26 protein-coding genes are annotated in these 26,367 nt (G+C 71.8%); 14 read left to right on the top strand and 12 right to left on the bottom strand.

The annotated features are described in order from the left end of the window. Positions 1-42: 42 nt before the first annotated feature. Entirely contained in the window at positions 43-1,038 is a 996-nt protein-coding gene (locus HUT06_RS42675) for an ArsA-related P-loop ATPase (RefSeq protein WP_254715695.1), read from the bottom strand. A gap of 234 nt (positions 1,039-1,272) precedes the next feature. On the opposite strand from HUT06_RS42675, the gene HUT06_RS42670 reads away from it, so the two are divergent. Continuing rightward, the gene (locus tag HUT06_RS42670; protein ID WP_176200894.1) at positions 1,273-2,298 is read left to right on the top strand and encodes a slipin family protein; all 1,026 of its coding nucleotides are present in this window, start codon (positions 1,273-1,275) and stop codon (positions 2,296-2,298) included. 107 nt (positions 2,299-2,405) lie between these two features. Here the strand turns inward: HUT06_RS42670 and HUT06_RS42665 are convergent, their stop codons facing one another. Further along, positions 2,406-3,350, bottom strand: coding sequence for an NADP-dependent oxidoreductase (locus HUT06_RS42665; protein WP_176200893.1), 945 nt, complete (start codon positions 3,348-3,350; stop codon positions 2,406-2,408). A 129-nt stretch (positions 3,351-3,479) separates the two neighbouring features. On the opposite strand from HUT06_RS42665, the gene HUT06_RS42660 reads away from it, so the two are divergent. From HUT06_RS42660 to HUT06_RS42640, 5 genes are all read left to right on the top strand, one after another. Beyond that, positions 3,480-3,896 (top strand): helix-turn-helix domain-containing protein, encoded by a 417-nt coding sequence (locus HUT06_RS42660; protein WP_176200892.1) that lies wholly within the window; start codon positions 3,480-3,482, stop codon positions 3,894-3,896. Positions 3,897-4,077: 181 nt separating this feature from the next. Then, positions 4,078-4,236 (top strand): DUF4177 domain-containing protein, encoded by a 159-nt coding sequence (locus tag HUT06_RS42655; protein ID WP_021591512.1) that lies wholly within the window; start codon positions 4,078-4,080, stop codon positions 4,234-4,236. A 44-nt stretch (positions 4,237-4,280) separates the two neighbouring features. After that, on the top strand, positions 4,281-4,742 hold the full coding sequence (locus HUT06_RS42650; protein ID WP_138636950.1) for a RidA family protein: 462 nt from the start codon (positions 4,281-4,283) through the stop codon (positions 4,740-4,742). Between the two features lie 46 nt (positions 4,743-4,788). Further along, on the top strand, positions 4,789-5,643 hold the full coding sequence (locus tag HUT06_RS42645; RefSeq protein WP_176200891.1) for an NUDIX hydrolase: 855 nt from the start codon (positions 4,789-4,791) through the stop codon (positions 5,641-5,643). Positions 5,644-5,657: 14 nt separating this feature from the next. Continuing rightward, positions 5,658-6,560, top strand: a complete 903-nt coding sequence (locus HUT06_RS42640; RefSeq protein WP_254715694.1) for an MBL fold metallo-hydrolase — start codon at positions 5,658-5,660, stop codon at positions 6,558-6,560. A 28-nt stretch (positions 6,561-6,588) separates the two neighbouring features. Here HUT06_RS42640 and HUT06_RS42635 read toward each other — a convergent pair whose 3' ends face one another. Next, entirely contained in the window at positions 6,589-7,275 is a 687-nt protein-coding gene (locus HUT06_RS42635) for a Crp/Fnr family transcriptional regulator (RefSeq protein ID WP_067483689.1), read from the bottom strand. A 338-nt stretch (positions 7,276-7,613) separates the two neighbouring features. Here HUT06_RS42635 and HUT06_RS42630 point away from each other — a divergent pair, with 338 nt between their 5' ends. Next, the gene (locus tag HUT06_RS42630; RefSeq protein WP_254715855.1) at positions 7,614-8,165 is read left to right on the top strand and encodes a TetR/AcrR family transcriptional regulator; all 552 of its coding nucleotides are present in this window, start codon (positions 7,614-7,616) and stop codon (positions 8,163-8,165) included. Between the two features lie 14 nt (positions 8,166-8,179). Here the strand turns inward: HUT06_RS42630 and HUT06_RS42625 are convergent, their stop codons facing one another. From HUT06_RS42625 to HUT06_RS42615, 3 genes are all read right to left on the bottom strand, one after another. After that, positions 8,180-9,508 (bottom strand): alpha/beta hydrolase family protein, encoded by a 1,329-nt coding sequence (locus HUT06_RS42625; protein WP_176200888.1) that lies wholly within the window; start codon positions 9,506-9,508, stop codon positions 8,180-8,182. Between the two features lie 117 nt (positions 9,509-9,625). Continuing rightward, positions 9,626-10,198: a carboxymuconolactone decarboxylase family protein gene (locus HUT06_RS42620; protein WP_176200887.1), complete on the bottom strand. Its 573-nt coding sequence runs from the start codon at positions 10,196-10,198 to the stop codon at positions 9,626-9,628. After that, entirely contained in the window at positions 10,195-11,091 is an 897-nt protein-coding gene (locus tag HUT06_RS42615; protein WP_176200886.1) for an SDR family NAD(P)-dependent oxidoreductase, read from the bottom strand. The genes HUT06_RS42620 and HUT06_RS42615 overlap by 4 nt, the downstream gene beginning before the upstream one ends. A 147-nt stretch (positions 11,092-11,238) precedes the next feature. On the opposite strand from HUT06_RS42615, the gene HUT06_RS42610 reads away from it, so the two are divergent. Continuing rightward, positions 11,239-12,696, top strand: coding sequence for a sigma-70 family RNA polymerase sigma factor (locus HUT06_RS42610; RefSeq protein ID WP_176200885.1), 1,458 nt, complete (start codon positions 11,239-11,241; stop codon positions 12,694-12,696). 11 nt (positions 12,697-12,707) lie between these two features. Here HUT06_RS42610 and HUT06_RS42605 read toward each other — a convergent pair whose 3' ends face one another. Further along, positions 12,708-13,961, bottom strand: coding sequence for a CdaR family transcriptional regulator (locus HUT06_RS42605; protein ID WP_176200884.1), 1,254 nt, complete (start codon positions 13,959-13,961; stop codon positions 12,708-12,710). Positions 13,962-14,096: 135 nt separating this feature from the next. Between HUT06_RS42605 and nth the strand changes: the two genes are divergently transcribed. From nth to HUT06_RS42590, 3 genes are all read left to right on the top strand, one after another. Further along, a complete protein-coding gene (gene nth / locus HUT06_RS42600; RefSeq protein ID WP_176200883.1) occupies positions 14,097-14,837 on the top strand; it encodes an endonuclease III in 741 nt (246 codons plus the stop codon). Positions 14,838-14,932: 95 nt separating this feature from the next. Next, complete coding sequence (locus HUT06_RS42595; protein WP_254715693.1) at positions 14,933-15,592, top strand: CoA pyrophosphatase; 660 nt, start codon at positions 14,933-14,935, stop codon at positions 15,590-15,592. 188 nt (positions 15,593-15,780) lie between these two features. Further along, positions 15,781-16,977 carry a MarP family serine protease gene (locus HUT06_RS42590; protein WP_176200881.1) on the top strand — a complete coding sequence of 399 codons (1,197 nt, stop codon included), beginning with the start codon at positions 15,781-15,783 and terminating at the stop codon, positions 16,975-16,977. 10 nt (positions 16,978-16,987) lie between these two features. Here HUT06_RS42590 and HUT06_RS42585 read toward each other — a convergent pair whose 3' ends face one another. The 5 genes from HUT06_RS42585 to acs form a co-directional block, all read right to left on the bottom strand. Next, complete coding sequence (locus HUT06_RS42585; protein ID WP_254715692.1) at positions 16,988-17,347, bottom strand: DUF309 domain-containing protein; 360 nt, start codon at positions 17,345-17,347, stop codon at positions 16,988-16,990. Between the two features lie 118 nt (positions 17,348-17,465). Continuing rightward, positions 17,466-18,389, bottom strand: coding sequence for an alpha/beta fold hydrolase (locus tag HUT06_RS42580; RefSeq protein WP_176200879.1), 924 nt, complete (start codon positions 18,387-18,389; stop codon positions 17,466-17,468). 8 nt (positions 18,390-18,397) lie between these two features. Next, positions 18,398-18,859, bottom strand: a complete 462-nt coding sequence (locus HUT06_RS42575) for a phage holin family protein (protein ID WP_176200878.1) — start codon at positions 18,857-18,859, stop codon at positions 18,398-18,400. Positions 18,860-18,872: 13 nt separating this feature from the next. Next, the gene (gene nhaA / locus HUT06_RS42570; RefSeq protein ID WP_254715691.1) at positions 18,873-20,111 is read right to left on the bottom strand and encodes a Na+/H+ antiporter NhaA; all 1,239 of its coding nucleotides are present in this window, start codon (positions 20,109-20,111) and stop codon (positions 18,873-18,875) included. Positions 20,112-20,340: 229 nt separating this feature from the next. Further along, positions 20,341-22,311 carry an acetate--CoA ligase gene (gene acs / locus HUT06_RS42565; protein ID WP_176200877.1) on the bottom strand — a complete coding sequence of 657 codons (1,971 nt, stop codon included), beginning with the start codon at positions 22,309-22,311 and terminating at the stop codon, positions 20,341-20,343. Between the two features lie 282 nt (positions 22,312-22,593). Between acs and HUT06_RS42560 the strand changes: the two genes are divergently transcribed. From HUT06_RS42560 to ssd, 3 genes are all read left to right on the top strand, one after another. Next, a complete protein-coding gene (locus HUT06_RS42560) occupies positions 22,594-23,385 on the top strand; it encodes a Fic family protein (RefSeq protein ID WP_176200876.1) in 792 nt (263 codons plus the stop codon). A 33-nt stretch (positions 23,386-23,418) separates the two neighbouring features. Beyond that, positions 23,419-24,036 (top strand): pentapeptide repeat-containing protein, encoded by a 618-nt coding sequence (locus tag HUT06_RS42555; protein ID WP_176200875.1) that lies wholly within the window; start codon positions 23,419-23,421, stop codon positions 24,034-24,036. Positions 24,037-24,920: 884 nt separating this feature from the next. After that, a complete protein-coding gene (gene ssd, locus HUT06_RS42550) occupies positions 24,921-25,994 on the top strand; it encodes a septum site-determining protein Ssd (RefSeq protein ID WP_176200874.1) in 1,074 nt (357 codons plus the stop codon). The last annotated feature ends 373 nt before the right edge of the window (positions 25,995-26,367 follow it).

Here is a 26,367-nt window from a genome sequence, read left to right as displayed (position 1 = left end):
CGCCCCCCACGAGAGACCGCAGCATGCCCTCGCTGCGCTCGGTCATGCTGCGCCCTGGGCGCGTAGGGCGGCGGCCAGGTCGTAGAGACCGGCGAGGTCCATGCCGTCCGACAGCAGCGGGAGGGTGTAGCGGGGGCGGTCGATCGAGTCGAGGCGTTCCTTCTCGCGGCGCTGGAGGGCGGTGCGGCGGGCGTGGTCGCCGGCCTCGGCGGCGAGGACGGCGGCGATCGACTCGGCGTCGTGCTCCAGGCCCGCGGCCTTGACGCCGCGCAGGATCTCGTCGGTGTCGAGGGTGCCGGCGCCGGCTGTGGCGAGGTCGTCCTCGGTGAGGACGGGCTCGTGCTCCATGTTGACGATGACGCCGCCGACCGGAAGCCCGACGTCGGTCAGGTCGCGGATGCCGTCCATCGTCTCCTGGACGGGCATTTCCTCAAGCAGGGTCACGAAGTGGACGGCGGTCTCCGGGCTGCGCACGACCTTCATCACCGTGTCGGCGTGGTTGCGCACAGGCCCGACCTTGGCGAGGCCGGAGACCTCCTCGTTCACGTTCAGGAACTTGGTGATGCGGCCGGTGGGCGGGGCGTCCATCACGACGGCGTCGTAGATGAAGGAGCCGTCCTTCTTCTTGCGGCGCACCGACTCGGAGGTCTTGCCGGTGAGGATGACGTCGCGCAGGCCGGGGGCGATGGTGGTGACGAAGTCGACGATGCCGAGCTTGGTCATCGCCTTCCCGGCGCGCTTGAGGTTGTAGAACATCTCGAGGTACTCGATGAGCGCCTCTTCGGTGTCGATCGCGAGCGCGTACACGTCGCCGCCGTCCGGGGCGACCGCGACGCGGCGCTCCTCGTACGGGAGGGGCGGGCAGTCGAAGAGCTGGGCGATGCCCTGCCGGCCCTCGACCTCGACGAGCAGGACCTTGCGGCCGCCGGCGGCCAGGGCAAGGGCGAGGGCGGCCGCGACGGTCGTCTTCCCCGTGCCGCCCTTACCGGTGACCACATGGAGGCGTACGCCGTCCCAGTCGGTGTCTCTCGCGCTCACCCGATCGACCATATCGTTCACTCGGCAAACACTTCAGAGGCCGCCCACCCGTATGCAAGTGATCCCTGACACGGTCCCCCGCGAGATCATCTGGATGGACGTTGTAAACCGGCGTGCCCGCGCGGTTAGCTGGGAAACGTGGGGCCGTCCCGGACGGTTCCGTCTGGATCTTCACGGGTCCGGAGTTCTGCCGGCGTGCAGGCGCCGGCCGGCCACGTGAGAAAGGTGCCCGTGATGGAAGCGGTGGCACTCATCATCCTGCTCATCGTCGTCGTCGGGGGGCTGCTCGCCCTGGCGTCGTCGATCCGCATCGTCCAGCAGTACGAGCACGGCATCGTGTTCCGGTTCGGCCAGGTCCAGCGGGGCGGGGACCTGCGTCCCGGCGCGGTGCGGACTCCCGGCCTGACGGCGATCGTGCCGGTCGTCGAACGCATGCAGAAGGTCAGCCGGCAGACGATCACCATGGGGGTCCCCGGCCAGGACGGCATCACGCAGGACAACGTCAGCGTCCGCGTCGACGCGGTCGTCTACTTCCGGGTGATCGATCCGGTGAAGGCGATCGTGAACGTCCACAACTACGGTTACGCGGTCTCGCAGGTGGCGCAGACGTCGCTGCGGTCGGTCATCGGCCAGGCCGACATGCAGGAGCTGCTCGGCGAGCGCGAGAAGATCAACATGCGGCTGCGCGCGATCATCGACGAGATCACCGAGGGGCCGTGGGGCATCCTGATCGAGCGGGTCGAGATCAAGGACGTCTCGCTGCCCGAGGGCATGAAGCGGTCGATGGCGCGGCAGGCGGAGGCGGAGCGGGAGCGCCGCGCCCGCATCATCACCGCGGACGGCGAGTTCCAGGCGTCCAAGCGCCTCGCCGCCGCGGCCGAGATCATGTCGCAGGACCCGGCGGCCTTGCAGCTGCGCCTGCTGCAGACGGTCGTGGAGGTCTCCGCGGAGAAGAACAGCACGCTGGTCATGCCGCTGCCGGTCGAGATCCTGCGGTTCTTCGAGCGTGCCGCGGGCGGCCCGGCGCGCACCGATGAGGAGGAGGGCGAGGGCAGCAAGCTCGACCTCGGCCAGCGGCTCGCGAAGGCGGAGGAGGAGCTGGCCAAGGCGGCGGAGCAGCCCTCGACGCTGGAGTCGGCCGAGGACGTCCCGCCGGTCATCGGGCTGGACGAGCCGAAGCGCGAAACGGCTCAGGGCGAGAACCGCGGCATCACGAGCGGCACCCCCGCCCCGGAGGAGCGGCCGGACGAGTCGCGCTGACGAACGGGCCGCCCCCACAGAAGGGGGCGGCCCGCAAGCCCGGTCAGGTGGTCGGCTGAAGGGGATGGTCAGGCGCCGGACGGCCCGCTTCCACCGGCGGACGCGGGTCAGGGCATCAGGACGAGACGTCCGCGCAGGCCCCCGGTCTCCAGGCGGATGTGGGCCTTGGGCGCGTCCGCCAACGGCAGCGTGTCGGCCACCCGGAGGGTGAGGTGGCCCTGGTCCGCAAGGTCGGCCAGGTGCGCCAGCTGTGCGGCGTCGGCGTGGACCCACTCGTTGCGGACGGTGATCCCCCGCAGCGGGACCGGGATGGCCGGGCCGCCGTTGACGGTGGCGAACACCCCGCCGTTGCGGACGGCGTCGAGCGCCGGGGCCGCGAGCAGGGCGGCGTCGACGGCACCGTCCACCCCGCCGGGGACGAGCGCCCGCACCGCGTCGGCGAGGTGGGCGCCGCGCGGGACGAACATCTCCGCGCCGAGCCCGCGCACCAGCGGCTCGTCAGCCGCGCCGGCGGAGGCGACCACGCGGAGCCCGCGCCGCGCGGCGAGCTCGACGGCGTACCCGCCGACCGCGCCCGCCGCGCCCGTGACCAGCAGCGTCGCCCCGGACGGCAGGCCGAGCAGGTCGAGCGCCTGCAGTGCGGTCAGGCCGTTCAGCGGCAGCGTCGCCGCCTCGGCCGGGGACGCCGAGCGGGGCGCGCGGGCGACGGCGGAGGCGTCGAGGACGATCAGCTCCGCGTAGCCGGCCAGCGGCACGTCCAGCCGGTCCTGGAGCCCGATGACCTCGTCGCCGGGCGCGAGATGGTCGACGCCCGGCCCGGTGGCGTCGACCACGCCGGCGATGTCCATGCCGATGCCGAACGCGGGACGCGAGCCGAAGGACATGAGGCCGGCGGCGGCCAGGGCGCCCGAGCGGACCGCCGCGTCCACCGGGTTGACCGCCGCCGCGGCCACCCGGACGCGGACCTGGCCCGAACCTGGATCGGGCGCGGGGACGTCGGCCTCCTCCAGCGCCTCCGGGCCGCCGGGTGCCTTCACGACGAAAGCGCGCATGCCAGAACTCCTTGCGTGACGTGGGATGACGCGGAGGGAACCCCCGCACGGACCACTGTCGCCGGAACAGCCCGCCGCCGGAAGGAGTTACTTCCGAGTGCGTTCCCCACCCGGAGGTGAGCCCGCAGCATGGCCACGATGACGGCGGCGCAGCGCCGCGAGCAGGAGAGGGCGGCGTTCGGCGCCTTCATGGAGGCGTGCCCGATGAACCAGCTGCTGGGCGTCGTCGGCAGGCAGTGGAGCACGATGGTCCTCTGGGAGCTGGCCCGCGGCCCGCGCCGGTACGCCGAGATCGGCCGCGCGATGCCGGGCGTCAGCGCGAAGATGCTCACCCAGACGCTGCGCTCGCTCGAACGGGACGGCTTCGTCGGCCGCACCGTCACGCCGTCCGTCCCGGTGCAGGTCGAATACGCGCTCACGCCGCTCGGCGACCGCATCGTCCCGCTGATCGCCACGATGGTCGACTGGGCGAACGAGCACATGGGCGAGGTCCACGCCGCCCGCGCCCACCACGACGCGGCCTCCGCCCAAGCGGCCTCTGCCTGAGCGGCCACCGCCTGAGCGGCCACCGCCTGAGCAGCCACCGCCTGAGCGGCCACCGCCTGAGCAGCCACCGCCTGAGTGGCCACCGCCTGAGCAGCCACCGCCTGAGTGGCCTCCGTGCGCCAGGGGCTTGCAGGGCCGACACCTGAGGGTGTCCGCAGTGGTCACCGCTAGGGTGAACGCCATGAAGAAGTGGGAGTACGCGACCGTTCCGCTGCTGGTGCACGCGACCAAGCAGATCCTTGACAACTGGGGCCAGGACGGGTGGGAGCTCGTGACCGTCCTGCCGGGGCCGAACCCGGAGAACCTGGTGGCCTACTTCAAGCGCGAAGTGCAGTCGTAGGCGCCCGATTCCAGTCAGCAGCACCTCAACGAGGAGGAGTGGCCATGAGCACGCCCGAAGAGCGGATCCGCGAGCTGGGGATCGAGCTGCCGGAGGTCGTCCCGCCGGTGGCTTCGTACGTGCCGACGGCGCGGACGGGCTCGCTGGTCTACACGGCGGGCCAGGTGCCGATGGTGAAGGGCAAGCTGGGCGTCACCGGGAAGGTGGGCGCCGAGGTCGACCCGGAGGAGGCCGCCCGGCAGGCGCGGATCTGCGCGCTGAACGCGATCGCGGCGCTCAAGGCCGAGGTCGGCGAGCTGTCGCGGGTGGTGCGGATCGTGAAGGTCGTCGGGTTCGTCGCGAGCGCCCCGGACTTCCACGGGCAGCCGCAGGTGGTCAACGGGGCGAGCGACCTGCTGGCCGAGGTGTTCGGGGACGCGGGCAAGCACGCGCGCAGCGCGGTGGGCGTCGCGGTCCTGCCGCACGACGTGCCGGTCGAGGTGGAGCTCATCGCCGAGGTCCAGTAGGACCAGGCTTGACGGAATGCCATTCGGTATGTCCGAATGACTCGCCATGGGCACTGTGAACGGGTTGAAGCTGCCGGCGAGTTTCCGGGATCGGATCGAGGACATCCGGGCGGGCCGGGCCGAGCCCGTTCCCGCCCGGGACGCGGCCACGGTCGTGGTGCTCCGGGACCATGACAAGCACGGGCTCCAGGCGTTCATGCTGCGGCGCGTCCGGTCGATGGCGTTCGCGCCGGGCGCGTACGTGTTCCCCGGCGGGTCGGTCGATCCGCGCGACGGCGAGGCCGAGCTCGCGTGGTGCGGGCCGCCCCCCGCCGAGTGGGGCGGGGCGTTCAAGGCGGGCGAGACGCTCGCCCGCGAGCTGGTGTGCGCGGCGGTCCGCGAGACGTTCGAGGAGACGCTCGTCCTGCTGGCCGGGCCGACGAGCGGCACGGTCGTGGACGACACGCGCGGCGACGACTGGGAGGCCGACCGCCAGGCGCTGCTGGACCGTTCCCAGTCGTTCGGCGGCTTCCTCGACCGGCGCGGCCTGGTGCTGCGCGCCGACCTGCTGCGCCCGTGGGCGCACTGGATCACCCCGGCGATCGAGCCGAAGCGCTACGACACCCGGTTCTTCGTCGCCGCGATGCCGGACGGGCAGCGGGCCAGGGACGTCAGCACCGAGGCCGACCAGGTCGCCTGGGTACGTCCGGCGGAGGCGGCCGAGCGGGCGGTGAAGGGCGAGTGGATGATGCTGCCGCCGACGATCGCGACGCTGGCGGAGCTGGCCGAGTTCGACACGGTCGCGGACGTGCTGGCCGCGCCGCGCGAGATCGTCGTCCACGAGCCCACGGCGGAGATCATCGACGGTGAGGCGTACCTCGTGCTGCCCGCGGGCACCGAGCGGCACTACACGCAGGGCTGACGATGGGCCGCGGAATGCCCCGTTCGCAGGCCGTCATGTGGCGGCTGGCCGGGACGTCGGCGCTGCGGCACCTCGACCGCCTCGGCTGGAACCCGGTCCGCCACCCCGATCGGGCCTCGGGCAGGATGGGAGATATGACGGAGATCGACGGGATGGGTACCGAACGGGCGGTCTGCGTGCTCGCCCCGAACCCGTCCGCCATGACCCTGGACGGCACGAACACCTGGATCATCGCCGAGCCCGGGTCGGACGAGGCCGTCGTCGTCGATCCCGGGCCGAAGGACGGCAAGCACCTCAAGCGCGTCCTGGACATCGTCGAGGCCCAGGGCCGGCGCGTCGGGCTCGTCCTGCTCACGCACGGCCACCCCGACCACTCGGCCGGGGCGGGGAAGTTCGCGAAGCTGGCCGGCGGATCCGTCAAGGTGCGGGCGCTGGACCCGAAGCACCGGCTCGGCGACGAGGGGCTCGGGGAGGGCGATGTCGTCACCACGGGCGGCCTGGAGCTGCGGATCATGGAGACGCCGGGCCACAGCGACGACTCGCTGACGTTCTGGCTGCCGGCGGACGGCGCCGTCCTCACCGGCGACACCGTCCTCGGGTACGGGACGACCGTGCTGGAGGGGAGTCTCGGCGACTACCTCGGCTCGCTGGACCGGCTCCGCAGGTTCGCCGCCGACGTCGAGGCCGCCACGATCCTCCCCGGTCACGGGCCCAGGCTGGACGACCCGATCGCCGTCCTCGACCACTACATCGACCATCGCCGCGAGCGCCTCGCGCAGGTCGAGGCGGCCGTCGCGGCGGGCGCCCGCACGGCTCGGGAGGTCGTCGAACGCGTGTACGCCGACGTCGACAAGGCGCTCTGGCCCGCCGCCGAATGGTCGGTCCAGTCGCAGCTCGACTACCTCGACTCCCGCTGAGCGCCGCCGCCCGCCCCGCCCGGGCGGGCTACTTGGAGCGCTTGCGGAGGCGTTCGATGTCGAGGATGACGACGGCACGCGCCTCGATGCGCAGCCAGTTGCGCTGGGCGAAGTCGGCGAGCGCCTTGTTCACGGTCTCGCGGGAGGCGCCGACGAGCTGCGCCAGTTCCTCCTGGGTGAGGTCGTGGTGGACGTGCAGCCCGGCCTCCGACGGCTGGCCGAACCGCTCGGCCAGGTCGAGCAGCGCCTTGGCGACGCGCCCGGGGACGTCGGTGAAGACCAGGTCGGCCATCACGTCGTTGGTCTTGCGGAGCCGCTGCGCCAGGGCGCGGAGCAGCTGGACGGCGACCTCGGGGTGCCCGGTGAGCCAGGGCCGCAGGTCGTCGTGGCCGAGCCCGGCGAGGCGGCACTCGGTGACCGCGATCGCGCTGGCGGTGCGCGGGCGCGGGTCGAACAGCGACAGCTCGCCGAACATCTCGCTCGGGCCGAGCACGCTCAGCAGGTTCTCCCGGCCGTCCGGCGCCGTCCGGGTCAGCTTGATCTTGCCTTCGAGGACGACGTACAGCCGGTCTCCCGTCTCGCCCTCGTTGAACAGTGTCTGACCGCGCGCGAGACGCACCTCGGTCACGTTGGCGCGCAGCGCCTTGGCGCCCTGCTCGTCGAGGGCCTCGAAGAGCGGGGCTCTGCTCAGAACGTCCACGTCGCGATCGGTCACGCTTCTCCTCCTCGAAACACCTACATGCCTAGTGTGACGTACGTCCCACCGCGGACGTGAAGGCAGGGTCACGGCGCGCCGAAACGCGGGACCGTGCTTCTTGCGTCCCGCGGCGTGCCACGGTCCCGTTCGCCCAGTGTACGGACCACTGGGTGAATGCCATCACACCGGTCTCATCACCTGTTAACGGACGACCCGGGCAAGGGGTGCGGGTGCCTTAACCTGAGCGGATGCAGAGCTCCGGGTCCGGTCCCGCACCGCGCCGGCTGCCGCGGGGCCGTCACGCGCTGTCCCGTTCGGAGGTCGAGCGGGTGCACCGTGACCGCCTCTGCGCGGCCATGGCCGCGGCGATGCTGGATAAAGGGTACGTCGCTACATCGGTTGAGGATGTCCTCAAACGGGCGCGAGTGTCGCGGCAGAGCTTCTACGGGCTGTTCTCGTCCAAGCTCGACTGCTTCATGGCGGCCTTCGACAAGGCGGGCGAGGTGCTCATGCACCGCCTGGAGGGCGCCGTGGGCGCCGCCGCCGCGGCGGGCGGGGGCGAAGGCGACGCGGCGACCCGGTTCGAGCGCGCCGTCACCGCGTACCTGGAGGCGCTGTCGTCAGAGCCGGGGTACGCGCGCCTGTTCCTGGTGGAGGTGTACGCGGCCGGTCCGGAGGCCATCCAGCGGCGTGCCGACATACAGGGCGCCCTTGTCGGCGCCTTGACCGGGCTCATGGGCGTCACCACTCCGGCGGGCGAGTTCGCGTGCAGGGTCATCGTGGCGGCGGTGAGCTCGATGGTGACGCCGGCGATCGCGAGCGGCGACATGGAGGCGCTGAAGGCGATCGGCCCCCCGATCACCGAGCACGTGCGCCTCCTCGTCCGGTCGGGCGTCCTGGAGGTCTGACCTCGCCGGACGCCCTATCCGGCCGTCTGAGGTGTGGTGATGCTCACGCGCGTGGTGGCGACGCCGTGTGCGCGCGGGAGCGTGATGGTGAGCCGCCCGCGCGGCCCGGCGGTCGTCTTGATGACGCGGTGCGTCCACCCCTGTGTCACGCGGATGGTGACGCGTGTACCCGGACGGTAAGCCGCGGGTGTCGTGACCGTGGCGGCCCCGGCGGCGCGCAAGGTGAAGCCCGTCTTGGACGCGTCGGAGAGCGCGCTGAACTCCCGCGCCTTGCGCCGGTCGAGGGCGACCGTCCAGCCCCATTGCGTCCAGCTCCGGTCGATCGACCGGTAGGAGGTCTTCGCGGGCGGCGGGGGCGGGGCGGCGAACGTCCGCATCAGCGGGCCGATGTGCTGCCGCAGGTCGCGCGCCCAGTACGGGAAGATGTGGGTGCCGAACACGTAGTCGGTGTACCGGCTGGGGATCTTCAGCCCCTCCAGCCGCTGGTGGAAGCTGACCGTCGAGGCGTGCGTGAGGGCCTCGATGCCGATCGCGGCGGGGTCCGGCGCCGGCGGGTCGAGCGGCCCCGGCAGGCCGGTGGCGGTGTAGAGCGCGAGCCGCATGCCGCGCAGGTTGGACGCGAGACCGGCGGGGTCGTGGCCGCGCCAGTTGATGTCGTCGGTGAGCCGGGAGCCGAAGATCGCGTCCGGGCCCACCCCGTTGAGGGCGACCGCGATGTAGGAGACGACGGCGGTCGCGCCGGCCGCCGTCACGGGGTTGGAGGAGATGTCGGGCGCGCCGGAGAACGACGCGGCGGACACGAACAGCTCGGGATGCCGGGCGGCGTAGCTCATCGCGCCGAACCCGCCCTGCGACAGGCCCGCGACGGCCCGCCCGTCGCGGCGGGCGACGGTGCGCAGGTTGCGGTCGATCCACGGGATCAGCTGGCCGACATGGAAGGTCTCCCACTTGGACGGCCCGAGCTTCGTGCCCGGATCGGCCCAGTCGGTGAACCAGCCGCCGCCGTTGCCGTCGAAGCCCGCGTCCGGCATGACGGTGATGAGCGGCCGTCCGGCGGTGGTCTTCGCGGCATCGCCCCTCTCGACCCAGTCGGCGGCCCGTCCGGACGTCCCGTGGAACAGGTAGAGGACGGGGTAGCGTGCGCTCGCCCGGCTCTCGTAGCCGTCCGGCAGCAGGATGCGGACGTCCACGGCCCGTCCCAGCGCGGCCGTGCGGACCTTGACCGCGTACTGCCGGTCGTCGACGCGCCGCACGTTCACGACCTGGATGCCGCCGCCGTCGGAGAACCGGACGCCGCTCTCCGCAGCCCGCGCCGGGACGGTCAGCCCGGCCGAGGCCGTCACGACCGCCAGCACGACCGCGGTGAGGCGGCTTGCCCTAAAACGAGTGGATTCCGAGGGACGGGCGGCAGGGGCGGGGGCTGGGGGCATGGCGGTGACCTCCTGGGGGGCGGTTCCGGGTCAGCGGCCTCCGGGGCGGCGGGGGCGCGGGCCTCGGCGGGGCACGTCGGGCTGGACGCGGAGGGCGGTGATCGCGGTGGCGAGCATCTCGTAGTGGCCGGCGAGCATGGTCAGCTCGACGCACTCCCCCTCGGTGAGGTGGGTGCGGAGCCGCGTCCAGGTCTCGTCGTCCAGGTCCCGCTCGGTGTGCAGCCGGTCGGCGGCGGTGAGGATCGCCTGCTCGCGGGGCGTCCAGCCGGCGGCGGACGGCCCGGCCTTGACGCGCTCGACGTCCGGCGCGCGGACGCCGGTGCGGCGCCCCAGGCGGACGTGGTGGTCGAACTCGTAGCGGCAGTCGCGCAGGTGCGCGACGCGGAGGATCACCAGTTCGGTCTCGCGGCGGGGCAGGGTGCCGCCGGGCATGAGCCGTCCGGCGAACCCCAGCCAGCCGCGGAACAGGCCGCGGCGGCGCGCGAGGGTCAGGAAGAGGTTGGGCGGGTTCGTCCCGGCGACGAGACCCGCGGCCTGGCAGAAGGCCCAGTTCAGTGCGCCGACGTCGCGGAGCCCGCCGGGCGTGGCGCGCGGCGCGGTCACCGTCTGGAGTCCGGTTGCGGCGTGGTCAGTTCGACCTGCTCCTTGCGCGCGACGTCCAGGATGCGGCGCAGGTCGTGCTGGACGGCGCGGTCGACCAGGGGCTGCGCGAGCATCCGGACCGGCAGGACGCCGCCGACCCACCAGGGGGCCACGACGCGCTTGGAACGGCGCGCGATCCCGCGCTCCAGCGCGTCGATGCCGACCCGCAGCGGCGTGACCTTCGAGACGAAGCTGGTCGACGACCTCGCGCTCGTCAGGGCGGACGCGGCCTCGGTGCTGAAGCCCCGCTGCGTCATGTCGGTGTCGAGTTCGGCGAAGTAGGCCACGCCTGCCTTCGCACCCCACGGCTTCAGTTCGGACCTGAGCGTGTTGCCCATCGCCTCCACCGCCGCCTTGGACGCGCTATACGCACCCAGCAAAGGCGCCTGGACGGCTGCGGCAAGGGACGCCACGGCCAGCGCGTAGCCACGCTCGTGGCTGATGTGGGGTCCGGCAGCACGAAGGGTGTTGTAGACGCCGAGCACGTTCACCCTAAGGCTCTGCTCCAGGACGGACGGGTCGCCGCCGATGATGGGCATCTGCGCGGCCACACCGGCGTTGGCGACGACCACGTCGAGGCCGCCCAGCTCTTGCACCGCGCTGTTCACGACCTCCTCGACCCTGCCGCGGTCGGTCACGTCGCACGTCCACCAGGGGGCGTCCCCGCAGTCGGCGGCGACGGAGGCGAGCAGGTCGGGTTCGAGTCCGGCGAGCGCTACGCGCGCGCCACGTCCGTGCAGCCTGGCGGCGAGGGCCGCGCCGATGCCCCGCGCCGCGCCGGTGATCAGCACGCGCCGTCCGGCGAGGGTCGCCGGCCACGGGGACCTGTCCCACCGGGAGGAATCAAGGATCATACCGCGACTCTAACATTAAAGAACACGCTCGTCTTTTTAAGGTTGGCCGCGAATTTCCGTAATGGCGGTACAGAACCGGCGTCTCCCCGTGCGGTGACAGGCGACCTATGAGGGTTGTGGTGACATGCGGGCCACAGGTTGGATGGCGTGGTGGTAGCGGGCGTGGAGGCGCGGCCGGACGCCGACCTTCTGGCGGCAGCCGCGGACGGTGACGAGCACGCGTCTGAGGAGCTGTTCCGGCGGCACCACACGGCCGTGCTGAGGTACGCGCGGGGGTTAGTCAGGGACCAGCACCTCGCGGAGGACCTCACCAGCGAGGCGTTCACCCGCACGTTCGCGGCGATGCGCCAGGGGCACGGGCCGCGTGACGCCTGTAGGCCCTACCTCTACACGGTGGTCCGGAACACGGCCACCGACTGGGCACGCGGTGACCGCCGCACCGTCGTGACCGACGAGGTCGCCGACTGGGCCTCCGTCCCCGAAGACGACCCTCCGCCGGACGTCGACGAGCTGGACGCGCTCGTGCGCGCCTTCCGCTCCCTGCCCGAGCGGTGGCAGACCGTCCTCTGGTACACGGTCATCGAGGACGAGCCCATCGCGCAGGTCGCGGACCTGCTCGGCATGGAGAAGGGAGCGGTCTCCCAACTGTCGTTCCGCGCGCGCGAGGGGCTTCGCCAGGCGTTCCTCGCCGCGAGCGCGGGAGGACGTCCCGAATGCGCGGAGTTCACCGCCCAGCTCGCCGCGAACGTCCGCCGCCCAGGTCGGCGCCGTACACGTGCGCTGCGCCGGCACCTGGAGTCGTGCGATGAATGCAGGCGCGCGTCCAAGGAGATGACCGATCTCAACGGGCGGCTGCGGCGCGCTCTGCCCATCGGTGCCGTGCTGTTGGGCGCGCCTTCGGCACCGTTCAGCCCGCTCGCTCCATTCGGCTCGGCGGCGTCCGGGGCGGGGTGGGCACTGCCCGCCGCCGTGGCGGGCGGCATCGCGACCGGGCTCGCGATCATCCTGTTCAGTACGGGAGGGGACGGCGCCCAGGCGCCCCCAGAGGTCGTCCGGTCGTCCACTGCGCCTGCCCCGCAGACTCCTGTGGCGCCGCAGGACGTCCAGAGTTCCGACTACGCCGCCGCAACACGAACCCCTGGACGGAGCGGCACCGCCCCTGGCGCAGGCGCTACCCCCGGTGCGGCAACGGGTGCGGGCCCTTACCGGGTGCGCAACACGACGCTGCAATCGTGCCTGGCGCCGAGCGGCACGGCGGTGGTGCAGCGTTCCTGCTCCGACTCCACCACCGGCTGGAAGCGCCAGAACAGCGGGGGCGGTTTCACGCTGACGAGCTCCTCCACCGGGCAGTGCATGGCCCGGGGCGAGGCGTCGGCGGGCGTCCCCTGGGAGGGCGGCAGCGAGTACTCGGTGGTCATGGCGCCCTGCGGCGGCGCGCACCAGGTCTGGACGATGGCGCGCACCGCGCCGTCGGTCTACCGGCTCAGCAACGGTGAGGGCTACTACCTCCAGGCAAGTTGGTCCGGGCTGAAACCGGTGTCGCTGAAGCCCTCCTCCTACGCGGGTATGGCCGCCCAGGGGTGGGCCATCGAGGGCACTGGCTGACCACATCGGCGTTACCCGTAGCTGAGGTCGTCCCGCGCGGCGGCGGGTTCGGCGTTGAGGGCGAGCCATGCACGCAGCGCCATGTGCAGTTCCAGACGGTCCGACGTGGTGTGGAGCGCGTCGCCGAACAGGTCCTCCAGCTGCCGCAGCCGGTACCGGACGGTCTGCGGGTGCAGATGCAGGTGACCCGACACCTCCGTGGCGTTGAAGCCGCACTCCAGGCAGGTCAGCAGCGTCTCGGCCAGCCGGTAGCGCTGCGCCGGGCGGGCGCGCAGCAGCGGCGCGAGCCGCCGGTCCATCACCTTCTCGACCAGCACCCGCTCCCGCATCATCACGATGATCGGCATGTGCCGCTCGGCGACCACCGGCGAGGGGGCGGTGATCAGCCCCTGGCAGGCCAGCCCCAGTGCCTCGCGCGCCGGCCGCAGCGACGTGCCCGCGTCGGCCGGCGCGACCGCCGGGCCGATCGCCGCCGTCCAGCCGTGCAGGTGCCGCTCCAGCATCCGGGCACGGCCGGGGCCCTCCGGGTCGGGGACGATCAGGCACGGCTCCGCCAGGTGCAGGCCCAGCAGGACGTCCGGCGGCAGCGCCGGATGCCGCGCGTCGGACCCGTGCTCGCGGAGCGCGACGGCGGCGACGGTGCGGGGCAGCGCCCAGTCCGCCTCCCGCGCCGGACCGCGCAGCTCCTGCGCGGACGCCTCGCCCAGCAGCAGCTCCAGCAGCCGCCGCCGGTGCTCCTGGCGCGCCCCCGCGGCGCGGGCGGCGGCGTCCGCGTGGCCCTCGGCGACGATCGCCGCCACCTGGTTCAGGTAGTCGAGGGCCGCGTTGGCGATGGCCGCGATGTTGGCCGGGCTCGTCCGGTGCCCGAGCCGCTCGGCGCACTCGGTGAGCTGCTCCACCGCGAGGCCCGTCCCGATCCGCGTCGCCGCCTGCCACGCGTCCAGCGTCCGCCCCTCGCTGGCCTCCCCGACGCCGATCTGCCGCCAGAACTCGACCACCTCCGCCGACGACGCCCCGGGATCGGCCATCAGCTCCAGGAAATGGCCGATGGCGCACTCGACGCCCAGCACCATCGCCTTGGCGTACCGGGGGTCGTGCGGCCGCACGAACTCCGGCAGCCGCTGCTCGATCCGCCGCACCGCCTCGGCGGCGATGCCCGGCACATGGTCACGGAGATCCTCGGCGATCCGGGCGGCCCCCTCGAACGACAGGTCGAGCTCGATCCGGCGCACCGGCAGCAGGACCACCTGGCTGAGGTCGGACATGAGATCTCCTTCGGGGACGACGTGTCAGGAGAGACGACGTGCAGGAGAGACGGCGCGCGCGCGGACCGATTACGCGCCTCGGCCGAAAACCCAGGTACGGCCGGATCCGGCCGCCGACGCCTTAGGCTGGCCGGTATGGCGACGGAGGCGACCCCGAAGGCGCGTGCTCGGAAGTGGAAGGACGAGACGAGGCTCGGGCTCGTCCGGCGGGCGCGCCGGATCAACCGGATCCTGGCCGAGACCTACCCGGACGCGCACTGCGAGCTGAACTTCGGCAGCCCGTTCCAGCTCCTCGTGGCAACCGTCCTGTCCGCGCAGACCACCGATATGCGGGTCAACCTGACGACGCCGGAACTGTTCGCCAAGTACCCCACCCCGGAAGACCTCGCCGCGGCCGACCCGGAGGACGTCGAGGCGATCCTGAAGCCCACCGGGTTCTTCCGCGCCAAGACCAAGTCGGTGATGGGGCTGTCCGCGGCACTGCGCGACCAGTTCGACGGCGAGGTCCCAGGGCGGCTCGAAGACCTCGTCAAGCTGCCCGGTGTCGGACGCAAGACGGCCAACGTCGTCCTGGGGAACGCGTTCGACGTCCCCGGAATCACCGTCGACACCCACTTCGGCCGCCTCGCACGGCGGTTCCGCTGGACGGCCGAAGACGACCCTGTGAAGGTCGAGCAGGAGATCGGCGAACTGATCCCGCGCAAGGACTGGACGATGCTGTCCCACAGGCTCATCTGGCACGGCCGCAGGATCTGCCATGCCCGCCGTCCGGCCTGTGGTGCGTGCCCGCTCGCGCGGCTCTGCCCGTCCTTCGGCGAAGGGCCGACCGACGAGGAGACCGCCCGCAAGCTCGTCAAGCCCGGCCCGTTCTCATGACGCCTCGGCACGGCGGGAACAGGCACGGCGGGGACGGGCACGGCGGGGACGGGCACGGCGGGAAGGAACGCGGGCGTTCCGCGGTTGGGACGGATGTGACCGAGACCGCCCCCAACACTCCCGACTGGCTCGCCCGCTTCCGCGCGGAAGGCCCCCGGGTGCCGGTGCCGCCGATGTTCCGGCCCGCGCCGGGCGCCCGCGCCGCCGCCGTCCTGATCCTGTTCGGCGACGGCCCCGACGGCCCCGACGTGCTGCTCACCGAGCGCGCCGCCACGCTGAACAAGCACGCCGGGCAGCCCGCGTTCCCCGGCGGCCGCATCGACCCCGAGGACGACGGCCCGGTCGCGGCCGCGCTGCGCGAGGCGTGGGAGGAGGCGGGCGTCGAACCGTCCGGCGTGGACGTCCTGTGCACGCTGCCCGAGCTGTACCTGCCCCACAGCGAGCACCGCGTCACGCCCGTCGCCGGCTGGTGGCGCGAGCCGTCGGAGATCGCCCCCGGCCACCCCGGCGAGGTCGCGCTGGTCGCGCGCGTCCCGATCGGCGAGCTGGTCGACCCGGCGAACCGGCTGATGATCCGGCACCCGTCCGGGACCAGGCTCGGGCCCGCGTTCCGCGTCCGCGACATGCTCGTCTGGGGTTTCACGGCCGCGCTGCTCATCCAGGTGCTGGACGCCGGGGGCTGGAACCGGCCGTGGGACATGTCTCATGTCGAGGACCTGCCGCCCCGGGACGTGGACCTCGCCGCGCGCGAGTGAGAATCTCCAATATTGCGATCAAATCGACATCTTGCGTCCTGCGGGCAAGATCCGCAGGTCACAGCCCCGTATCCGGAGGGCATGGCCATGGTCACGGCCGCGTGTCACCCCTGACGGCTACCCGGCGCACCCCAATCTGGTACATCGAGGGGACGTGCTGCGGCGGCGCGGCACTATACGGTTGAGCGGTGCTGCACGACCACGTTCTCGACCTGATCCTGCTCGTGCTCGTCGTGCTGTTCGGAGTCTCGGGCTACCGGCAGGGCTTCATCGTGAGCCTGCTCAGCTTCGCCGGCTTCGTCGGCGGCGGCGTCATCGGAGTGCTGATCGCCCCGCCGATCGCCGAGTCCGCGGTCGACGGCGCCGCGCAGCAGGCCCTGCTCGCCATCGTGATCGCGTTCCTGGCCGCCACCCTCGGGCAGCTGATCGCCTCCTCGGTCGGCGCCGTCCTGCGCAACCGGGTGACCGGCATGAACGCCCGCACCGCGGACGCGGTCGGCGGCACCTTCGTCAGCGCGATGTCGCTGCTGATCGTCGCCTGGTTCTTCGGCAGCCTGGTCGCCAACTCTGAGTTCAAGCCCGTCCGGACGCAGGTCAAGGGCTCCTCGATCATCAACGGCATCAACGACGTGATGCCCGGGCAGGCGCAGACCTGGTTCACCTCGTTCCAGGGGTTCGTGAAGAGCAGCGAGTTCCCGCAGGTCTTCAACGGCCTCGGCGGGGAGTCGGTGGTGCAGGTGCCGCCGCCGGACGAGTCCGTGCTGAGCACGCGGGGGCTGAAGGCCGCCAAGAACAGCATCGTGAAGGTGGTCAGCACCGCGCCGCAGTGCCAGCGGCGCATCGAAGGCACCGGGTTCGTCTTCGCGCCGCAGCACGTCATGACCAACGCGCACGTCGTCGCCGGGGCGCGCGGCTCCTCGAAGGTGTCGCTGATCAACGGCGAGAGCGAGCGCGGGCGGGTCGTCCTGTACGACCCCAAGCGGGACATCGCCGTGCTGTACGTGCCGGGGCTGCGGGCGCCCGCGCTGCAGTTCGCCAAGGAGGCCCGCGTCCGCGACGACGCGATCATCGCGGGGTTCCCGAAGAACCAGCCGTTCACGCCGGGCGCCGCCCGGATCCGCGCCCGGCAGACGGCGCGCGGCCCGGACATCTACCACTCCGGGCAGGTCAGCCGCGAGATCTACGCCATCCGCGGCAAGGTCGAGCCGGGGAACTCCGGCGGGCCGCTGCTGTCCACGGACGGGCGCGTCTACGGCGTCATCTTCGCGGCGGCGCTCGACACGCCGTCCACCGGCTACGCGCTCACCGCCGGGGAGGTCGAGGCCGACGCGCGCGCGGGCGCCCAGGCGACCACCCCGGTCTCCACCCAGAACTGCTCCGACTGACGGGGTCGGCTCAGGCCGTGGTGGTGAGGCGGAGGGTTATGGGGCCGTGCTCAGGGCTTGCGGCCAGCTCCCGTGCCTGCTTGACGACTCCCCGTACGTCGATGTTGTGCGGGGCATCGGTTTCGTAGGGAACGAGACGTTCGGCGGCGCGGCTCAGGAGCGCTTCGGCACCGCGTGCGTTTCCCCGGCGAAGGTGGGTTATCCCTACGGCGACCTGTGCCAGACCCCGCCATAGCTCCCGTTCGGGCTCAGGGGCGGCCTTCCACACTGCTTCCAGTACCTCGTGGGCATGGAACGGACGGTCGGCGTCCAGCAGGCTCTGCGCCTCGACCAGCGCGTCCGCCGGCGGCATGTCGAGGTCGTCCGGCATGGTGGGGATGCCTGTGGCGCCATGGGGCAGTGGACGTCCGTAGGCGTCCCGCGGGCGTGCGTTGCGTGGGCGTCCAGACTCGTCCCGATCGCGCATGGCTCCACCGTACGCCCGGGGTTCAGCGTTCCGGCTCCGGGTCGGCCAGCCAGCCGAGGAGCTGCGCGTCGAACGCGCGAGAACGTTCCTGATGGGGGAAGTGACCGGCGCCTTCGATGAGCTTCCACCGGTAGGGGGCCGACACGTAGCGGCCTGAGCCCTGTGCACTGGCCGGGAGGGTGCAGGTGTCGAGCGCGCCGTGCAGTTGGAGCGTGGGCACCTGAATGGGGGCGCGCATACGGTGCGCGTAGCGGATGCCGTCTGGACGGGCCTGCGACCGGATCAGCCAACGATGGTACTCCAGCGCGCTGTGGGCCGCCCCAGGGATCTGCACTGCCTTCCGTACGAGCCGCTCTGTGCGCTCGTCCGGCCAGCCTGGCCCGGACCAGTCGTGCAGGAGCTTGCCCACCAGCGCCGCATCGTCGCGGACAAGGCGCCGCTCAGGCCACAGCGGCACCTGGAAACCGAACGTGTGCCGCGTCGCCCAGCCCTGGCCGCGCGGGTCCCCGGCGACGGCCTGCCGCAGCCGCAGCGGATGCGGGGCGCTCACCACCGCCAGCCGCTGGACGGTCTTCGGGTGGTAGACGGCCGTCGTCCACGCGAGCAGCCCGCCCCAGTCGTGCCCGACGATGATCGCGTTGGCCTCGCCCAGCGCGCGGACCAGCCCGGCGGCGTCCCGGGCCAGCGTCACCAGGTCGTAGCCGCGCGGCGGCTTGTCGCTGCCGCCGTACCCGCGCAGGTCGACGGCGGCGGCCCGGTAGCCGGCCGCGGACAGCGAGACCAGCTGGTTGTGCCACGACCACCAGAACTCCGGGAAGCCGTGCAGCAGCAGGACGAGCGGGCCCTCGCCGGCCTCGGCGACGTGGAACCGCGTCCCCCCGGCGCTGACCTGCCGGTGGACCCATGGCCCGTCGACCTCGATCAGCGACGCGTCGTGCCCGGACATGGCGTCGGTCAGCCCGTCGGCTCGAGCGTGCCGGCGTCCTTGCCGCCGGCCTCGATCTCGTCGGAGTCGCCGCGGCGGCGCAGTGCGGTGAAGTCGTCCTTCAGCGTCTTGCGGGTGCGCTTCGCGCCCTCGATCCGCTTGATGTAGTGCTTGGCGAGGAGCATCAGCCCGCCGGCGAGCCCCACGTAGACGATGGACACGATGAGGAACGCCAGCCACGGCCAGATGCCCAGTTCCGCAAGCCCCAGCGCGAACGAGATCGACAGCAGGATGACGACGAGTCCGCCCATCACCGCGGCGATGGTGACCATCACGCTGCTCAGCGCCGCCTTCTTGGCGTCGGCCTTCAGCTCCATCTTGGCCAGGGACATCTCGGCCCTGACAAGGTCGGAGACGTTGCTCGACGCCAGCGCGACCAGCTCGCCGACGGACTTGTCCTCCACGCGCTCGCCCGGTAGTGCCTCGGACATATCGCTTTACTCCTTAGTCCGGGCGCGCGCGCACACGCACCCTTCTCCGGAAGACGACGGCCGCGGCCGCCGAGGCGAGAACGCTCGCGATCAGGACCGCAGTCGTCACTCTCTCGAATTGTGACGGGTCGGTATAGGCCAAACCGCCGATCAGCAGCGAAACGGTGAAACCCACCCCGGCGAGGAGCGCGACCCCCGCGATCTCATGCCAGTGCAGGTCCTCCCCGAGCGTCGCCAGGTTGAGCTTGACCGCCGCCCAGGCGCCGCCGAAGACCCCCAAGAACTTACCGATCACCAGTCCGGCGATGACGCCGAGGGCCACCCGGTCGGTGAACACGGCGCCCAGCTGGGACGCGCCGAGCCCGACACCGGCCGATACGAAGGCGAACACGGGCACGCACACGCCGGCCGAGAACGGCCGTAGGAAGTGGTCGGCGCGCTCTGCGTTCGTAGCCCGTCCGTCAGGGGTCTCCTTGGGGCTGGTGAGCATCCCCAGGGCGACGGCGGCGACCGTTGCGTGGATCCCGCTCCGCTGAAGGAAGTACCAGGCCAGGACGGCGATGGGCACGTACACCCACGGCGAGCGGAAGTTCTTGTTCTGCAGCACCCCGTAGACGGCCACGAGGACCACCGAGAGGCCCAGGAACGTCCAGTGCAAGGTGTCCGTGTAGAAGAGCGCGATGATGGCGATGGCTATCAGGTCGTCCACCACGGCGAGCGTCAGCAGGAACGCGCGCAGGGGCGCGGGGCATGAGGTGAATGTCACGGCGAGCACGGCCAGCGCGAACGCGATGTCCGTCGCCGTCGGTACGGCCCAGCCCCGCAGCGCACCCGGCTCCCCGGCGCTCACCATGACGAAGATGAGCGCGGGCATCACCACACCGGCCGCCGCCGCTATCACCGGCAGGGCCGCGTCCCGCGGATTACGCAGCTCGCCGTGCGTCAGTTCCTCGCGCAGTTCAAGCCCGGCGATGAAGAAGAACACCGCCAGCAGACCGCTCGACGCCCAGTGCTGCACGTCCATGTGCCCGAGGTGCAGCCAGTGCGGGCTGATCTCGAACGTACGGAGGCTCTCGTAGGCGTCCGCCCAGGGCGTGTTGGCCCACACCAGCGCGGCGATCGCCGCCAGCAGCATGACGACCCCGCCGATCGTCTCCATGCGCAGCGCGCTGGCGACCTGCGTGCTGTAGCGGACGGTCGGACGGACGGGCCACGTCGTGGCGACGCGGCGCCTCATGGTCGGGCGCGGCATGCGGAGAACCCCCGGGAAGGTGACGGACGGTCGGTCAAGGACCGTCCCGTACACCACTACGGGACGTCCCTGCCGACCAGACTTCCCGGCGCACCAGAGGACATTTTACCTGCTCGATCTCCCTGCCGTCCGCCCAGGGCCCGCCCACAGCACGGAACGGCCCACCTACAGCCCGGAACGGCCCGCGCCCAGGGCGGGCACGGGCCGTTCTTGCGGGGCCGGTCGTAGGTCAGTCGTCGGACTTGGCCGCGGGCAGCTTCTCCGAGATCAGGTCCATGACCGTGCTGTCGGCCAGCGTCGTGACGTCACCGATGCTGCGGTTCTCGGCGACGTCCCGGAGCAGCCGGCGCATGATCTTGCCGGAGCGGGTCTTCGGCAGCTCCGGGACGATCATGATCTGGCGCGGCTTGGCGATCGGGCCGAGCGTCTTGGACACGTGCTCGCGGAGCTCGCGCAGGAAGTCCTCGCCCTCCACGTCGCCGCCGGCGTCGCCGCGCGGGATGACGAACGCGACGATCGCCTGCCCGGTCACCGGGTCGGTCGCGCCGACGACCGCCGACTCGGCGACCTTCGGGTGCGCGACCAGCGCCGACTCCACCTCCGTCGTGGAGATGTTGTGCCCGGACACGAGCATGACGTCGTCCACGCGGCCGAGGAGCCACATGTCGCCGTCCTCGTCCCTCTTGGCGCCGTCACCGGCGAAGTAGAGGCCCTCGAAGCGCGACCAGTACGTCTTGACGTACCGCTCGTCGTCGCCCCAGATCGTGCGGAGCATGCCCGGCCACGGCTCCCGGACCACCATGAACCCGCCGCCGCCGTTCGGCACCGACTGGCCCTGGTCGTCCACCACGTCCGCGGCGATGCCGGGCAGCGGGCGCATCGCCGCGCCGGGCTTCGCCGACGTGACGCCCGGCAGCGGGCTGATCATGATGGCGCCGGTCTCCGTCTGCCACCACGTGTCGACCACCGGCGTCCGGTCGGCGCCGATGTTCTTGCGGTACCAGATGTAGGCCTCCGGGTTGATCGGCTCGCCGACCGACCCGAGGACGCGCAGGGACGACAGGTCGTACTGCGCGGGGATGTCGTCGCCCCACTTCATGAACGTGCGGATCGCCGTGGGGGCGGTGTAGAAGATGGACACCTTGTACTTCTGGATGACGTCCCACCAGCGCCCCTTGTTGGGCGTGTCAGGGGTCCCCTCGTAGATGACGCTGGTCGACCCGTTGGCGAGCGGCCCGTACACGATGTAGGAGTGCCCGGTCACCCAGCCGATGTCGGCCGAGCACCAGTAGACGTCCGTTTCGGGCTTGAGGTCGAACACGGCCCAGTGCGTGTAGGCGCACTGCGTCAGGTAGCCGCCCGTGGTGTGCAGGATGCCCTTCGGCTTACCCGTAGTCCCCGACGTGTACAGAATGTACAGCGGGTGCTCCGAGTCCATGGGCTCGGCGGTGTGCTCCTCGCTCTGCCGTTCGACGACGTCGTGCCACCACAGGTCGCGGTCGTGCTCGGTGACCTGCTCGCCGGTGCGGCGCACCACGAGGACGTGCTCGATCGTCGGCGTCTGCGCGACGGCCTCGTCCACGATGCCCTTGAGGTCGGACGGCTTGCCGCGCCGGAACCCGCCGTCCGCGGTGATGACGAGCTTGGCCTGCGCGTCGTCGATGCGGGTCCGGAGGGCCTCGGACGAGAAGCCGCCGAACACCACCGAGTGGGTCGCGCCGATGCGCGCGCACGCCAGCATCGAGATCGGCAGCTCGGGAATCATCGGCAGGTAGATCGCCACCCGGTCGCCCTTGCGCACGCCCAGTTCGAGCAGGGCGTTGGCGGCCTTGTTCACCTCACGCTGTAGGTCGGCATAGGTGAGCGTACGGGTGTCCCCGGGCTCGCCCTCCCAGTGGTAGGCGACCTTCGCTCCCCGTCCCGCCTCCACATGACGGTCTACGCAGTTGTAGGCGACGTTCAGCTCGCCGCCCACGTACCACTTGGCGAACGGGGGATTGCTCCAGTCCAGGACCTCGTCCCACCGCTTGGTCCAGGTGAGGAGGCGCTCGGCCTGCTCGGCCCAGAAGCCCAGGCGATCCTCCGCGGCCTGCTCGTAGGCGTCGGCCTTGACGTTGGCGGAGGCGGCGAGATCGGCGGGCGGGGCGAAGCGGCGCGTCTCCTGCAGAAGGTTCGACAATGTCTCTTGGCTCTGGCTCAACGCGAACTCCTTGCTAGGTGATGCGGGGTCGCCCGGTATCCCCACTCCACCAGGAAGGTCCCGGTCTTCACAAGGCCGGGCCCCCTGAAGTGGGGGACGAACGCGACCGGCTCCCACGGATCGGGCGTGCTGTGATCCCCGACACGACTGGCCTTCCCAGGTCCGCTATCCGGGAACCGTCTCCGTTCTACGACTCCACGGCGCGTTATGCGAGCGCCCAGGCAGCGATGTGGGGTGTGGGCCGTTTCGCGGGCGCAGGTGGGGACCGCATAAAGTCGGGCCGTGACCGATGCCCTTGCTGATGTAGCGCAACTGCCCGGGGTGGCCGGCGCCGTCGATGACGCGCGCAAGGCCGTTGACCGGCTGCTCGGCCATCGCATCCTGCGGCGGCGCAGTGCCGAGGTGTCCACGGAGTCCGCGCTGCGCGGCGCCAGGGCCTCGGCCGTCCTCGACGGTGCGCCGGTCACGCTGGACGAGCTCCGCACCACCGAGAGCCCGTCCGACCCCGTCGTGCAGGGCTCGCTTCGCGTGTCGGCCGAGCTGGGAACGCTGACGGACGTCTGGCGGAACGCTCCCCGGCAGGCACTCGCGCGGCTCCACGTCCTGGCGGCGGCGGACGCGGTGGACAACGCCGACCTCGGACGCCCCCGCACAACCGACGCCGCCGTGAAGGACGTTCTCGGCCTTGGCGAGCCGCCGTCGCCGTCCGAGGTGGCCGCGCGCCTGGACGCGCTCAGCGGGCTGCTGACCTCCACCACGAAAGCCCCCGCGCTCGTGGTCGCGGCCATCGTGCACGGTGAACTGCTGACCCTGCGCCCCTTCGGCTGGGGGGACGGGCTGGTCGCACGCGCTGCCCAGCGGCTCACACTGGTCTCCCGTGGGCTCGACCCCAAATCCCTGGTCGCACCCGAGGTCGGGCACCTGGAACTGGTGGACGACTACGCGCCCGCCCTACGGGACTACTCATCCGGCACGTCCGAGGGCGTCGCGCGGTGGGTCGTCCACTGCTCGTCGGCCGTGGCCGCCGCCGCACGGGACTCGCAGGCCATCTGCGAAGCGTTCATGCGGGGCTGAGTTCTGTCGGTGGGTTCGGCCATGCTGGCCTGTATGGCCGAACGCATGCACGGACGACCGGCGGCGCCCACCGATACCAAGATCGCCTCAGTGAACTGGGACTCGCGCGACCTGACGGGCGAGAGCCACGAGAACGCCCTGTTCGTGGACGTGGACATGACCGAGGCCACCGGTACCGGCGCCGTCTTCACCGACTGCACGTTCCGCGGAGTGCGTTTCAACGCCTCCACCCACACGGACGCCGCGTTCGTGAACTGCACCTTCGTGCGGTGCGGTTTCTTCGACGCGACCTTCGCGGGCTGCAAGCTCGTGGGCAGCATGTTCGATTCGTGCACATACGACCTGTTGAAGGTGAAGGGCGGCGACTGGTCGTTCACCGGCCTGCCGGGCGCCGACCTGCGGCGCACGTCGTTCACCGACGTGCGCATGCGCGAGGCCGACCTCACCGGCGCGCGATGCGTCGAAGCCGAGATGCGGCGAGTCGACCTTTCAGGGGCATACCTTCACCAAGCCGACTTCTCGGGCTGTGATCTGCGCGGCAGCGACCTCTCGTCCGTGGACCCGTTCGCCACCCCGCTGAAGGGCGCGGTGATCGACCCGCACCAGGCGATCGTGCTGGCGATGGCTCTGGGGCTGGAAGTCCGCGACTAGCGCCGGCCGGACATGAAGCGGGCGGCGCTCCGCTCGGGAGCGCCGCCGCCGAACACGTCACACCGGGTTACCAAGCGTGCACCTCAAATCCGTCGGATCGGGTCAAGCCCGTCTCGACGCGCCTCCCGCGGCTGGTCGCGCGTGGGTGCCCGGCTGCCGTGCCAGGACCGTGGTCCTTAGGACCTGTCTACGCCTCATTCACCCTGTTGACAAGCCCCTATTCGCAAAGTGCCGGCCGCGGCCGCGGGCGGCACCGAACGGGACGCCGGTGACCGGCGAGGCTGCTGTGGGATATTCCGGACTATCCGTAACTGCCATGATGGTCAGAGAATTGATCACACACTGTGATCGTTTCCATTTGGCGACCGATCGGCGATGTGGCCGGAAGGATCTTTAGTTCTGCTGTACGCTCCCACTTCCGTCCCGCTGCGCGCGGGGCGGGACGCCCTGCCGTGGAGGGGAAGGGGCGCCGTGCGGGCGCCCCGGCGAGCGCGTCGTCCCGGCGGATGAGAAAATCGCCATGAGCCGGGTGAGTTTGTGTCTCGACGGAACTCTCGACGATCGGGCAGCATATGTTGTACTGCCTAGACTGGAGTCAGTGAGTTTGCCTCTCCCATAGGGCGGACTTACGCACGGCTCGGCCCGAACTCCACTGAGACTTTCCTGGAAAGCGGACCGGCTCTACCCCCCCGGAGCCGGACCGCCCGGCGACCCCCGCTCTCCCCCCCCGGCGGGGGTCGCCCAGTCGTCGAGCGGCCGGGCGGTGGCGGTCCCCCCGCCACCGCCCGCCCGCCGGCGAAGTTATCCACAGTTCGCGGAACCTCGTCGCGGGGGTTCCCCGGCTCCGCAAGGTGGATGTCTCCGAAACATCGAGGGAGCATCCGATGAACCTTGCGGCACTGATCGTCACGAGCGACCCCGCCCTCGCCGACGGCCTGCTCCGCCTCGCGGCCGCCGCCGACGCCCACGCCGAGGTCGCCTACGGTGCCGACGAGGCCAGACCCGCCTGGACCTGGCCCGCCCTGATCCTCGTGGGCGCCGACCTGGCCGCGGAGGTGGCGTCCGCCGGCCTCCCGCGCCGCCAGGGCATCGTCCTCGTCACCGACGGCGACACATCGGAGGCGTACCGCCTCGCGGTCGAGGCCGGCGCGCAGGACGTCGCCGTGCTCCCCGACCACGAGGACTGGCTGATCAACGCGTTCGCCGCCGCCTGCGAACCCGAGGGCGGCTGGGCCACCACCGTCTGCGTCGGCGGCTCCCGGGGCGGCGTCGGCGCCAGCGTCCTCGCCGCCGCGCTCGCCCTCACCGCCGCGGGCCAGGGCCTGCGCACCCTCCTCCTCGACGCCGACCCGCTCGGCGGCGGCATCGACCTCATGCTGGGCCTGGAGGGCCACGAGGGCGTCCGCTGGCCCGACCTCGCCGAACGGCGCGGCCGCCTGAACACCGCCGCCCTCCGCGAGACCCTCCCCGGCTCGGGCGACCTGTCCGTGCTGTCCTGGCGGCGCGGCGAACCCGTCCCGATCCCCGACGAGGCCGTGCGCGCCCTGCTCGACGCCGCCGCCCGCGGCTTCGACCTCGTCATCGCCGACGTCCCCCGCTACCCCGGCGACATCGGCCGCGCCGCGCTCAGCGCCGCCACCGCCACCTTCCTGCTCGTCCCCGCCGAGGTCCGCGCCACCGTCGCCGCCGCCGGGATCGCCGCGAACTTCCGCCGCCACACCTCCGACCTGCGCCTCGTCATCCAGGGCCCGGCCCCCGGCGGCCTCACCCCCGACGCGATCGCCCGCGCCCTGGACATCCCGTCCGCCGGCACCTACGACCGCGACCGCCGCCTCCCCGCCGCCGTAGAAGAGGGCGACCTGGAACGCGCCTGCCGCCGCGGCCCCCTGGCCGACTTCTGCACCAAAACCCTCGCCGACCTGGCCCTCCAGCCCTACGCCTACCGAGAAGCCGCCTAACCCGACCGACCCGCAAGAAGCCACCGGGGGACACGCACCGAGCCCTCCCCACCCAGACCAGCACCCGACCACCCCCGCGCACCGCGTCCCCAGGGGCACCACGTAGAAGGCGCGGCGAGCGCTCCGACCCCGCGCGGCGTACCCACAAGTCCCACACAGAACGTGCGACGAGACCTCCGCCCGAGGCCAACGAGACGACCAGCGCCGCGTGGGGTGCACCTACAAGCAGCGATCCAGAGGAGGCGCCGAGTGCTCCCCGCCCAGAGCAGCAACCCGATCAGCCCGCGCGCTGTACCTGCAAAACACGAAGCGGAAGGCGCGATGAACGTCCCCACCAAGAGGCCGGCACCACGCGGCCTACCCACATGGCGGC

Source organism: Actinomadura sp. NAK00032 (assembly GCF_013364275.1).
Taxonomy (GTDB): Bacteria; Actinomycetota; Actinomycetes; order Streptosporangiales; family Streptosporangiaceae; genus Spirillospora.
Note: the sequence above shows the minus strand (reverse complement) of the source record. Positions and strands in the feature narration are given on the sequence as shown.